Consider the following 12,612-nt stretch of genomic DNA (forward strand, 5'->3'; position numbering starts at 1 on the left):
ATGGTGACGAACATGTTTCAAAAAATTGAGGGAATAGTCATTCGAACGATTGATTATGGAGAAACAAACAAAATTGTAACTATATTTTCTCGTGAATTAGGGAAAGTTAGTGCGATGGCAAGAGGTGCTAAAAAGCCTAAAAGTAGATTGTCATCCGTTTCTCAATTATTAACTCATGGCCATTTTCTTATTCAAATGGGTTCTGGTTTAGGAACATTGCAGCAAGGTGAGATTATTTCTTCTATGAGAGAAATTCGTGAAGATTTATTTTTAACTGCTTATGCGTCATTTATTGTTGAGTTGACTGATAAAGCGACAGAAGAGAAAAAACATAATCCGTATTTATTCGAAATGTTATATCAAACGTTGCATTATATGGGCGAAGGGGTTGACCCGGAAATTTTAGCATTAATCTATCAAACGAAGATGCTGCCAGTTCTAGGGCTTAACCCATACTTTGATACATGCGCAATTTGTCACCAGTCAACAGACTTTGTCGCCTTCTCTGTTAGGGAAGGCGGCTTTCTGTGTAAACATCACGCTGAGCAAGATCCGTACCGTATTTCAATTAGCGAAGCTATTCACAAGCTGCTTAGATTATTTTATCATTTCGATTTAGCTCGTCTGGGAAATGTCTCTGTGAAAGCAGAAACAAAAAAACAAATGCGCACAGTATTGAATATGTATTATGATGAATACTGTGGGATATATTTGAAATCAAGACGTTTTTTAGATCAACTTGATAAATTTCAAATATAAAGGACCATATTCGGGTCCTTTTTACATACTTTCTTTTTCGAATGATATATTTAGTATATAATATTTAAGAGATAGTATAACTTTTTTCGTTTTGTAATGAAGGTGGTGATTATCATAGAACTGAATAAGCGCCAAGAACATATCATTCAGATTGTAAAAGACAACGGTCCAATTACAGGAGAAGCGATTGCTGAGCAATTAAATTTAACGAGAGCAACGCTTAGACCAGACTTGGCTATTTTAACGATGGCTGGCTATTTAGAAGCGCGTCCTCGTGTTGGGTATTTTTACACTGGAAAAACAGGTGGACAACTGCTTTCAGAAGCAGTTAAAAAGATTGTCGTACAAGATTATCAATCTAGGCCAGTTGTGGTTGATAAAAATGTTTCGGTATATGATGCGATTTGTACAATGTTTTTAGAAGATGTCGGTACTTTATTTATCGTTGATCAAAATACATTGTTAGTCGGTGTTGTTTCTCGAAAAGATTTGTTAAGAGCAAGCTTAGGAAAGCAGGATTTAGCGTCATTACCGGTAAATATTATTATGACAAGAATGCCAAATGTTACGATGTGTCGTAAGGAAGATAGCTTGTATGATGTTGCAATGGATTTAATAGAAAAGCAAATTGATTCTGTTCCGGTTGTAAAAGATACAAAACAGGGATTAGAAGTTGTTGGTCGAATTACAAAAACCAATATTACGCGTGCATTCGTTGATTTTGTGAATCATGAGTAAAGGCAATTCGTTTAAAGTGAGGTAATACAATGAATAGTAAAATCGTATATGTCGTGTCTGATTCGGTTGGAGAAACAGCTGATTTAGTTGTTCGGGCGGCTATGGGACAATTTCCATTTGCGCCGGATATTAGACGTGTGCCGTATGTAGAAGATACAGGGACGTTAAAAGAAGTTATTTCTATTGCCAAAAGTAATAATGCTCTTATTTGTTTTACATTAGTAAAGCCTGATATGAGAAAATATTTACGAGAAGAAGCGGCAAAAGAAGGCGTAGAAGTTTATGATATTATCGGGCCTCTTATCGATCAAATTGAAGGTATAACAAAACAAACTCCAAGATATGAGCCAGGGGTTGTACGAAAGCTGGATGAAGAGTATTTCAAAAAAATTGAGGCAATTGAATTTGCTGTAAAGTACGACGATGGTAGAGATTCACGAGGTCTTTTAAAAGCAGATATTGTATTAATTGGAATTTCTCGTACATCGAAAACACCGCTTTCGCAATATTTAGCACATAATAAGCGATTAAAGGTTGCTAACGTTCCACTCGTACCGGAAGTGGATCCGCCAGAAGAATTATATCATGTACCGAAAGAAAAATGTTTTGGGTTAAAAATAACGCCTGATAAATTAAATCATATTCGCAAAGAACGTTTAAAATCTCTTGGATTAAGTGATGGAGCAAATTATGCAAACATTGAACGTATTAAAGAAGAGATTAAACACTTTGAACGGGTTGTAAGTAAAATAGGTTGCCCGGTTATTGATGTATCGAATAAGGCAATTGAAGAAACAGCAAATATTATTGTGAATGCAGTGCAAAACCAAAAAATGTTTTAGCACATTTACCAAAGGTGAATGTGCTTTTTTCACTCCACTATAAAGTGAAACTTTAATCAGTGGGGGGCATCCCCCACTAATTATTAGGCCTCACCAATCGGACCTTTACGGGCAGTTTATCTACCACCTAACTTCTTAAGAAAAGCAGAAGCGGCTCGCTCAGAATTGTAGGGCGCCCACGCACCCGACAGAGAGGCGCTTTTTGCCTCGTCTGAGGGGGCGAAACGACCGGAAATTCTAGCCGCTAGAGCTGGACAGTGTTTTCGCTGAATTTTGAGGTGGATTATTACTGCCCGCGAATAGCGGGATAAAAATTAAAAGGACATGTAGCTAAGTTTAGAAAAATGTATTATAATAAAAAATTGTGATAAAAACATTCATTTTACGTTTAGACTTCAATTTTTCAGAATAAACTAGTGATAGGTTTTGTAAAGGACATGCTTTTACGTAAAATCGACAAAAATCTGAACAAGAAAACGCACAATGTGGAAGGATTCACAGAAGGGATGTAGAATAGAGAAATATGCAAAACATCACTCGAATTTATGTTGATGCAGATGCATGTCCAGTGAAGGAAGAAATTATGCACGTCGGTGCAAAATTTCATGTCGATATTTGGTTTATCGCATCCTACGCCCATCAGTCAAGAAGTCAGAAGGGGAATTGGGTATATGTAGATTCTGCGCAAGACGAGGTAGATTTTTATATCTATCAGCGTGCAAAAGCAGGAAATCTCGTTATCACACAGGATATGGGACTTGCTGGTCTTCTTGTCAAAAAAGGAGTATATGTATTATCTCCGCGTGGCACAATTGTGACCGATGAGCATATGGATACAATTTTATATAGTCGATACGTATCTGCGAAGTTACGCAGACAAGGAACCTTTACGAAAGGGCCAAAAGCGTTTTCTAAACATGATCGACAATATTTTTTGGCAAATTTAGAAAAAATATTGTCGAATTATAAAGGAATCCTTTAATTTGTATCGAATACAAAATACGACACGGAGATGGAGTTATGGGGAACAGAATTCCCGAAGAAGTTGTAGAACAAATTCGAACATCATCTGATATTGTTGAAGTGATTGGTGAATATGTACAGCTTAAAAAACAAGGTCGAAATTATTTTGGACTCTGTCCTTTCCATGGCGAAAACTCACCATCGTTTTCTGTTTCCGCTGATAAGCAAATTTTTCATTGCTTCGGATGTGGAGAAGGGGGAAATGTTTTTTCCTTCTTAATGAAAATAGATGGACTGGCTTTTGTGGAAGCTGTGCAAAAATTAGGTGAGCGAAATGGTATTCCTGTTGCTAACTTTACATCAGAACTAGAGCAAACACAAAATATATCTGATGATAGCACGATTATGTTGCAAGCCCATGAGCTTTTGAAAAAGTATTATCATCATCTCTTAGTAAATACAGAAGAAGGAAAACAGCCGCTTGCGTATTTATTAGAGCGAGGTATTACAAAAGAAATGATTGCAAAGTTTGAGATTGGATATGCCACCCCTGCTTGGGATGCAGCGGCAAAAATCTTACAAAAACGAGGTTTTTCATTTGCTGTTATGGAACGAGCCGGGTTACTTGTTCGCAGTGAGAAGGATGGTAGTTATCATGATCGTTTTCGCGGACGAGTTATGTTTCCAATTCATACACTGCAAGGAAAAGTAGCAGCTTTTAGTGGACGGGCATTAGGTGATGATACTCCTAAGTATTTAAATAGTCCGGAGACACCTATTTTTCATAAAAGCAAGTTGCTATATAACTTTCATCAAGCAAGGTCATTTATTAGAAAACGAGGACAAGTTCTTCTCTTTGAAGGATATGCGGATGTTTTAGCTGCTGTGAAAAGTGGGATTGAAGAATCTGTTGCTACGATGGGAACGGCTTTAACTGAGGAACAGGCAAAGCTTTTGCGGCGCAATGTTGAAACTGTTGTTCTTTGCTATGATGGTGATAAAGCAGGACAAGAAGCAACAATGAAAGCAGGACAATTGTTATTGCAAACCGGTTGCGAAGTGAAAGTTGTCTCTATGCCAAATAAATTAGACCCTGACGAGTATGTACAGCGTTATGGTACAACAGCGTTTCAAAAACTTGTACAAGCGAGTATAAGTTTTGTTGGATTTAAAATAAATTATCTTCGTTTAGGGAAAAATTTGCAAGATGAGTCTGGAAAAGAAGCTTATGTGAAAAGTGTTTTAAAAGAGTTAGCGTCATTGCAAGATGCAATGCAAGCGGAATCGTATTTGAAGGCATTGTCACAGGAATTTGCTTACTCAATGGAAACACTGCTGGGGCAATTGCACCAATATCGCAAAGAACAAAAGGTACAGCAAAAACAGACAAAGCCAATTGCACAGCCTTCTCAAATTGTTCATGTGAAACCGAAATTTTCTGGTTTTGAAAGAGCGGAAAGAGAGCTTATTTATCACATGTTGCAGAGTGAAGATATCGCTTTTCGTATCGAACCTCATATAGAAGATTTTCATACTGAAGAACATAAAGGGATTTTATATGAGCTATACGCATATTATGAAAAGGGAAATGAACCGTCAGTCGCAAACTTTCTAAGTTGGCTTTCTGATGAAAAGCTGAAAAATATTGTAACTAATATTTCAACAGATCAAATGATTAATCCTGAGTTCTCAGAAGAATTGCTTCATGGCAATGTAGACGCGCTGCGTCGGCAGAAGCAAAAGTTAAAGAAAATGGAAAATATCTTTATGCTGAAGCAAATGGAAAAAGAAGATCATTTAGCAGCAGCACGATTTTTCCAAGAATATTTGCAAAAACGAAAAGCAAGAAAATAGCTTTTTGTATAAAAACTTACTATAATCATTGTTTGTATCTCGCGTAAGGAGGGGAACAAATGGCTGATAAACCAGCTCGTTCTAAACAAATTGAAACTGATGTAACACTTGAGCAAGTGAAAGAGCAACTCACAGAGCTCGGAAAAAAACGTGGCGTTCTTACATATGAAGAGATTGCGGAACGCATGAGCGGATTTGATATTGAATCCGACCAAATGGATGAATATTATGAATATTTAGGTGAACAAGGAATCGATCTAGTTGGCGACAGCGATGAAGATCCAAACACTCGTCAATTAGCCAAAGCTGAAGAAGAGTTTGACTTAAATGATTTAAGTGTACCGCCAGGTGTGAAAATTAATGATCCTGTTCGTATGTACTTAAAAGAAATCGGTCGTGTTGACTTACTATCTGCTGAAGAAGAAATTGCTCTTGCAAAACGTATTGAAGAAGGCGATGAAGAAGCGAAACGCCGCCTTGCAGAAGCAAACTTACGTCTAGTTGTAAGTATTGCAAAACGTTATGTTGGCCGCGGTATGCTTTTCTTAGACTTAATTCAAGAAGGAAATATGGGTCTAATTAAAGCAGTTGAAAAGTTTGATTACCGCAAAGGGTATAAATTTAGTACGTATGCAACGTGGTGGATTCGTCAAGCCATTACACGTGCAATTGCGGACCAAGCAAGAACAATTCGTATACCAGTTCATATGGTTGAAACAATTAATAAATTAATTCGTGTTCAACGTCAATTATTACAAGATTTAGGTCGTGAGCCATCTCCAGAAGAAATTGGTGAAGAAATGGATCTTGCTCCTGAAAAAGTACGCGAAATCTTAAAGATTGCACAAGAGCCTGTATCTCTTGAAACGCCAATTGGTGAAGAGGATGACTCTCATTTAGGCGATTTTATTGAAGACCAAGAAGCAACATCTCCTGCAGATCATGCAGCATATGAATTATTAAAAGAACAATTAGAAGATGTACTAGATACATTAACAGATCGTGAAGAAAATGTTCTTCGTCTTCGTTTTGGTTTAGACGATGGACGAACTCGTACGCTTGAAGAAGTTGGGAAAGTATTCGGCGTTACGAGAGAGCGTATTCGTCAAATTGAAGCAAAAGCGCTTCGTAAATTAAGACACCCAAGCCGTAGCAAACGTTTGAAAGATTTCTTAGAATAGAGCTTTGTGTAAAGTTTACTTCATTAATGTGAAGTAAACTTTTTTCTTTTGTTAATTTTTGTTAAGATTTATTTATCAGTAGCAATTACAATTCTTGTAATTTATTTTACAGAATTGTCTTTTGATTTGCAAATAGTCATTTTTCGATTTTTCGATTAATTTCGTGTATTCTTACCAAAAAAATATGGAGAATGTAACTGTTTATGATGAGAAAAGTGGATATTTAGCAAAAAATTACGTGAATTTGTAGCGAGGCAATTAATTGAATATATGGAATGTTTTTGATTTATTGTAGTTTGGTCTTTTCTGGTAGAGTGTTTTCAAGTACAATAGAAATGACTGAATCATCAAACTATTAGGGGATGTAGAGGGGGAGAAGGGAAAAATGAAGCGTAATCCGTTAATTCCATTTGCTCTTATTGCTGTATTGGGAATAATTATTATGTTTGTATTTTCATTTCAAGGCATGCATAAATCAAAGGAACTAGCTGATGCGAAGAAAAACGGGGGAAAAACGACACAAACAGCAGCAAAGCCAGAAGAGATTGTAAAACAGAGTTGTACAAGTTGTCATGGCGATCAATTGCAGGGAGCAGTTGGTCCTAATTTACAAAAAGTTGGCGGTAAGCTTTCGAAAGATCAAATTCAAGAAGTGATTGTAAAAGGAAAAGGAAATATGCCACCAGGTATTATTCCAGCGGATCAAGCATCTAAAGTAGCGGATTGGTTATCAAAGAAAAAATAATAGTGGATTACATAGTAGCTCTTTACGCCTAAGTAAAGAGCTTTTTTATTTGCTTAACCATTGAATTTAAAAATAAATGGTTTATAAGCGGAGTAAAATGATTTATCTACTTGCAATTACAACTATAAATTCTTTATCATGGAGACAGACTGAAAGAGAAGGAGTAATTGAAATAAATGAATGAAGTAAAGCTTTCAAAACGATTAGAAGAAGTGGCACTTGAAATTCCAGCAGGTTCCACTATTGCAGATATTGGTTCGGATCATGCTTATTTACCTTGCTATACAATTTTACATCATATTGCCGTGCAGGCAGTAGCAGGAGAAGTTGTAGAAGGTCCATTTCGTTCTGCGCAAGCTACAGTAGCAGAATGTGGATTGCAAGATAAAGTGAGCGTACGTAAAGGAAATGGTTTAGAAGTCATTACGCCAGGCGAAGTAGATGTAATTACAATTGCAGGTATGGGTGGTGCGTTAATTCGTGATATTTTAGAAAATGGAAAAGAGAAGCTGAAGGGTGTAACTCGTTTGATTCTACAGCCAAACATTGCTGCACATCATATTCGTGAATGGTTTATTGAGAATGGTTGGGAATTAATAAAAGAAAAAATTGTAAAAGAAGACGGAAAGATATACGAAATTTTAGTAGGAGAACTGGGCGATGTTCTAGCACCCTACAAGGAGAAAAAAGAAGAAGCTTTATTCATGGGACCATTTTTAATGAAGGAGAAAAATGAAGTGTTTGTAGAAAAATGGGAAAGTGAACGAAAAAACTTTGAAAATATTTGTAAGCAATTAGAACGTGCAACAGAAACAGAAGAGGCAAAAGCGAAGCGTGCAGAAGTGTTAGAGAAAATCCGTATGATTGAGGAGATTTTATCGTGAGTAAAATACCTAATGGATACGAAATCATTTCTTTGTTTGAAAGTATGTACCCGAAACATTTAGCAGTCGAAGGCGATAAAGTTGGATTGCAGATTGGTGCATTAAATAAACCAGTAGAGAATGTGTTAATTGCGCTTGATGTAACAGAAGAAGTTGTACAAGAAGCAATTGAAAAAGGGGTAAATTTAATTATTGCTCATCATCCGCTTATTTTTAATCCGCTTAAAGCGATACATACAGAGCAAGCGTACGGGCGTATTATTGAAATGTGTATAAAAAACGATATTGCAGTTTATGCTGCTCATACAAATGTTGATATCGCAAAAGGTGGTGTGAACGATTTGTTAGCAGATGCATTAGGATTGCAGGAAACAGAGGTGCTTGTTTCTACTTATACGGAAGAAATGAAAAAGCTAGTTGTATTTGTTCCTTCTTCGCATGCAGAAACAGTACGTCAAGCAATCGGTGATGCAGGAGCAGGGTATATCGGGAATTATAGTCATTGTACGTTTAATAGTGAAGGCAAGGGTACATTTTTGCCACAAGAAGGCACAAATCCGTATATCGGAGAGGCTGGGCGTTTAGAGCAGGTAGAAGAAGTTCGGATTGAAACGATTATTCCGGCGTCGTTGCAACGTAAAATCATGAAGGCAATGCTTGGCGCGCACCCGTATGAAGAAGTAGCATACGATATTTATCCGTTAGAAAACAAAGGTGAAACGTTGGGGCTTGGGAAAATTGGATACTTGCCACAAGAAATGACATTAGAACAATTTGCGGAACATGTGAAACAATCCCTTGAGGTAAAGGGAGCTCGTGTTGTTGGTAACTTACAGCAAACAGTGAAGAAAATAGCAGTACTTGGCGGAGACGGAAATAAGTATATAAAGCAAGCGAAGTTTAAAGGGGCAGACGTATATGTAACGGGAGATATGTATTATCACGTTGCGCATGATGCGATGATGCTCGGATTAAATATCGTAGACCCAGGGCATAACGTGGAAAAAGTAATGAAAAAAGGTGTGCAAAAACAATTACAAGAAAAAGTGGATGAGAAAAAATTTACTGCGCGTATTCATGCTTCCGAATTACATACAGATCCGTTTACATTTGTATAGAATGAAAAAAGTAAAATCCGTTATCTTATGAGATAACGGATTTGCTTATATCAGCTTGTTATTTGCAGGCAATAAAACCTTCAATGATGAAAGTTTTACTTTATTTTGCTTTAACTTTTGGTAAGATTTTTTGTAATGGTACGTTTCTCTTACGCTCCCACGTTGCAGGATTTGTTGGATCGTACTGTTCAAAGAATGCAATTACTTCTTTTGTAATAGGCGTTGGTGTAGAAGCACCCGCTGTAATAGCGACTGTTTCTACGCCTTGTAGCCATTCTAATTGAATTTCACTTACATCGGCAACGCGGTATGCTTTTGTACTAGCAATTTCTTCAGATACTTGTGCAAGGCGGTTAGAGTTATTACTTTTTGGGTCACCAACGACAATTGTTAAATCAGCAACATTTGCTTGTTTTGCAACGGCTTCTTGGCGCACTTGCGTAGCAAGACAAATTTCTTTATGGAACTCTGCTGTTGGAAACTTTTCTTGAATTTTCTCCATAATATGTTGAACATCCCATTGACTCATCGTTGTTTGGTTTGTAACTAAAATCTTATCTGTTGGAATGGTAAGTGCTTCAAGATCTGCATCTTTCTCGATAAGATGGACAATATCCGGAGCAATCCCGACTGCACCTTCAGGCTCAGGATGTCCTTTTTTACCGATATAAATAATATGGTAGCCTTCTTCTTTTTTTGCTTCAATTAAGTCGTGTGTTTTTGTAACGTCAGGGCATGTTGCGTCAATTGTAGTTAAGCCCTTTTCCTTGGCGCGTTGTTTTACTTCTGGAGATACACCGTGAGCTGTGAAAATAACAGTTCCAGACTCAATTTGTTCCAAAATATCTAAGCGGCTTGGGCCATCAAGCGTAATGATGCCATCTTCTTCAAATGCATCTGTTACGTGTTTGTTGTGGACAATCATGCCTAAAATATAAATTGGCCGTGGTAATGTTTTATCGAGCGCTGCATTGCGCGCAATAACCATCGCGTCTACAACGCCGTAGCAATAGCCGCGAGGAGAAATTTTAACGATTTTCATGTAATTAATCCGCTCCTTTAAAAAAGGATTTGTTTTTATAAAGCTAATCCTTTTCATTATAAAGGAGAAGAAAGCAGATGACAAAGAAATGTTACACGTATAGCTTTGGTTTAGGAGTGGTAGAGTGTACGTTTTCTACTGCTGCCTCATCTTCAATTATAATGTTAGGAGCGGGTGGTTTTCCTGTAATAGGTATTTCTTGAGATGGAGTGGAAGGGGGGGCTTCGACTACTTCTGTTTGTTTTTCTTCAGTGCTTTTTTCAGGTGAAAGTATTTTCATGATGCTAGGAATGTTGCGAACAATTGGACCATATTGCTGCACGACTGGTCCAAAGGACTGGGCCATTTGGACAACTTTTTCAACGTTACTTATCATTCCAGTGGGATTTGAAATAAAGTTTGTGAAAAATCCGCCAATTCCACTAGATGCGCTTCCTCCTCGTGTTTCATCTTCTGCCATCATCTGAGGCTGCATCATTTGTTGTTGCTGATTTGGGCGGTGCATATATGGTTGATTCTGCTGGTATGGTGTATTTGGGTATGTTTCTAATTGTCTATAAGGGGGCATCATATACATATAATCTGCAGCGGGATTGCGTTTTTGAAACAATTTTGCAAGAAGTCCTTTTTTTCTAGGCATCATCGGTTGCATGCCTTGCGTCGGATACATTGTATGAGGATATGGAGACTGAGTGTACATTTGTTGATAGGGAGGAGATTTCATGTACATTAGGAAATCCTCCTTTCTTCAATTAGGTAATATACACTACAATATGCAGTGGAGAGAAAGAAGGTTAGTTTTTCCGTTGAAATGCTAAACTATAGATAAACAAATTGAAAAACAACATAAAAAACCCTCTTTTTTTAGGCGGGCGAGAGCATCTGGCCATGCATAGAAGCGGTCATGGTGTATTTTGCATAGCAGCGACTTATAAAGAAAAGCGGAGCCGACTGTTTAGGTCTGTTGGCTAAGGTTCTTTCACACAGAAGGTGTTTTTTTACCTTCTTGTGTGGAAGGTTCTTAGACATGAGGGTCTAGGAGGCAGAGCTAGACAAAGATGTTGGAAAATGAAAATGAATATATATAAAGATAGATTTTACGGATAGATTTCGATATAATGGTAACTTGACTGATTAATGAACGCAGTAGAAATAAGAAAGAAGGTGGAATGTATGACATTGCAAACATTTACACAATATGATTTTCAACCGTTTTTAATAGATGCAATTCGTGAATTACGTTTTTCAGAACCAACAGAAATTCAACAAAAGATTTTTCCAGTTGTGAAAAAGGGAGTTAGTATTATCGGACAATCACAAACAGGATCTGGAAAAACGCATGCGTATTTACTTCCAACATTAAATCGTATTGATGCAACTAGAGAAGAAGTACAACTTGTAATTACAGCTCCGACTCGTGAGTTAGCGCAGCAAATTTATGAAGAAATCGTAAAGTTAACAAAGTTTTGTGAAGAAGACAAAATGATTACAGCCCGTTGTTTTATCGGTGGAACAGATAAACAACGTTCAATTGAAAAGTTGAAGAAACAACCACATGTTGTGGTGGGAACACCAGGACGTATTAAAGATTTAGTGGAAGAGCAAGCATTATTTGTACATACGGCTTCTGCGATTGTTGTCGATGAAGCAGATTTAATGCTTGATATGGGCTTTATTCATGATGTGGATAAAATTGCAGCACGTATGCCTAAAAATTTACAAATGCTCGTTTTCTCAGCGACAATTCCGCAAAAGTTAAAACCATTTATGAAGAAATATATGGAAAATCCGGAGCATATTCATATTAATCCAAAGCAAATAGCAGCGATTAATCTGGAACATCACCTTATTCCGTCAAGGCACCGTAATAAAGTAGAACTTGTAAAAAATCTGTTACTGCAATATCAGCCGTATTTAGCAATCGTTTTTACGAATACAAAGAAAATGGCTGATGAAGTAGCTGATGGTTTAACGGAGCGTGGCTTGAAAGTTGGTCGTATTCACGGTGATTTATCACCACGTGATCGTAAGAAAATGATGAAACAAATCCGTGATTTAGAATTTCAATATATTGTAGCGACAGATTTAGCTGCACGTGGTATTGATATTGAAGGGATTAGCCATGTTATTAACTACGAAATTCCTTCTGATTTAGATTTCTTTATTCACCGTGTGGGTCGAACAGCGCGTGCTGGATATTCTGGTATTGCAGCAACCATTTATGACCAAGCGAATGAAGAAGCATTAGATACATTAGAAAAGCAACGTCATATTGAATTCAAGCATGTGGACTTGCGTGCAGGGGAATGGGTTGAATTGGGACCTCGTCGCCGCCGTCAAAGCCGTAAGAAACCAAATGATGCATTGGATTCTATGGCGCAAAAAGTTGTGAAAAAACCCAAAAAAGTAAAGCCGAATTATAAGAAAAAGCTTGAATGGGAACGCGAAAAAATTAAGAAGAAATATAACAAAAAGAAAAGATAAGG

Annotated in this window: 12 protein-coding genes; 10 read left to right on the forward strand and 2 right to left on the reverse strand. The window is 37.2% G+C overall.

All coding sequences use genetic code 11. The annotated features are described in order from the left end of the window. The first annotated feature begins 12 nt into the window (after window positions 1-12). The 9 genes from recO (at window position 13) to AB1280_RS00225 (ending at window position 9,084) form a co-directional block, all read left to right on the forward strand. Window positions 13-759 carry a DNA repair protein RecO gene (gene recO / locus AB1280_RS00185; protein WP_272186799.1) on the forward strand — a complete coding sequence of 249 codons (747 nt, stop codon included), beginning with the start codon at window positions 13-15 and terminating at the stop codon, window positions 757-759. 105 nt (window positions 760-864) lie between these two features. Next, window positions 865-1,497, forward strand: coding sequence for a helix-turn-helix transcriptional regulator (locus AB1280_RS00190; RefSeq protein ID WP_272186997.1), 633 nt, complete (start codon window positions 865-867; stop codon window positions 1,495-1,497). Between the two features lie 29 nt (window positions 1,498-1,526). Next, the gene (locus tag AB1280_RS00195) at window positions 1,527-2,339 is read left to right on the forward strand and encodes a pyruvate, water dikinase regulatory protein (protein ID WP_242222918.1); all 813 of its coding nucleotides are present in this window, start codon (window positions 1,527-1,529) and stop codon (window positions 2,337-2,339) included. A gap of 523 nt (window positions 2,340-2,862) precedes the next feature. Next, window positions 2,863-3,321, forward strand: a complete 459-nt coding sequence (locus tag AB1280_RS00200) for a YaiI/YqxD family protein (protein ID WP_272186800.1) — start codon at window positions 2,863-2,865, stop codon at window positions 3,319-3,321. A 38-nt stretch (window positions 3,322-3,359) separates the two neighbouring features. Then, a complete protein-coding gene (gene dnaG, locus AB1280_RS00205) occupies window positions 3,360-5,156 on the forward strand; it encodes a DNA primase (protein ID WP_429754514.1) in 1,797 nt (598 codons plus the stop codon). A gap of 59 nt (window positions 5,157-5,215) precedes the next feature. After that, window positions 5,216-6,337: an RNA polymerase sigma factor RpoD gene (rpoD, locus tag AB1280_RS00210; protein ID WP_272186802.1), complete on the forward strand. Its 1,122-nt coding sequence runs from the start codon at window positions 5,216-5,218 to the stop codon at window positions 6,335-6,337. Window positions 6,338-6,722: 385 nt separating this feature from the next. Then, window positions 6,723-7,082 carry a cytochrome c550 gene (gene cccA / locus AB1280_RS00215; protein ID WP_272186803.1) on the forward strand — a complete coding sequence of 120 codons (360 nt, stop codon included), beginning with the start codon at window positions 6,723-6,725 and terminating at the stop codon, window positions 7,080-7,082. Between the two features lie 176 nt (window positions 7,083-7,258). Next, on the forward strand, window positions 7,259-7,966 hold the full coding sequence (locus tag AB1280_RS00220) for a tRNA (adenine(22)-N(1))-methyltransferase (RefSeq protein WP_429754515.1): 708 nt from the start codon (window positions 7,259-7,261) through the stop codon (window positions 7,964-7,966). Then, the gene (locus AB1280_RS00225; protein ID WP_429754516.1) at window positions 7,963-9,084 is read left to right on the forward strand and encodes a Nif3-like dinuclear metal center hexameric protein; all 1,122 of its coding nucleotides are present in this window, start codon (window positions 7,963-7,965) and stop codon (window positions 9,082-9,084) included. Before AB1280_RS00220 ends, AB1280_RS00225 begins: the two co-directional genes overlap by 4 nt. 100 nt (window positions 9,085-9,184) lie before the next feature. Here AB1280_RS00225 and AB1280_RS00230 read toward each other — a convergent pair whose 3' ends face one another. Together AB1280_RS00230 and vrrA are read right to left on the reverse strand one after the other, a co-directional pair. Further along, window positions 9,185-10,126 (reverse strand): 4-hydroxy-3-methylbut-2-enyl diphosphate reductase, encoded by a 942-nt coding sequence (locus AB1280_RS00230; protein ID WP_272186806.1) that lies wholly within the window; start codon window positions 10,124-10,126, stop codon window positions 9,185-9,187. Between the two features lie 91 nt (window positions 10,127-10,217). Continuing rightward, a complete protein-coding gene (gene vrrA / locus AB1280_RS00235; protein ID WP_429754517.1) occupies window positions 10,218-10,856 on the reverse strand; it encodes a VrrA/YqfQ family protein in 639 nt (212 codons plus the stop codon). Between the two features lie 443 nt (window positions 10,857-11,299). Between vrrA and AB1280_RS00240 the strand changes: the two genes are divergently transcribed. Beyond that, window positions 11,300-12,610 (forward strand): DEAD/DEAH box helicase, encoded by a 1,311-nt coding sequence (locus tag AB1280_RS00240; protein ID WP_429754518.1) that lies wholly within the window; start codon window positions 11,300-11,302, stop codon window positions 12,608-12,610. Window positions 12,611-12,612 lie beyond the last annotated feature (2 nt).

The sequence above is a fragment of the Bacillus sp. S10(2024) genome, from assembly GCF_050473865.1.
Classification (GTDB): Bacteria; Bacillota; Bacilli; order Bacillales; family Bacillaceae_G; genus Bacillus_A.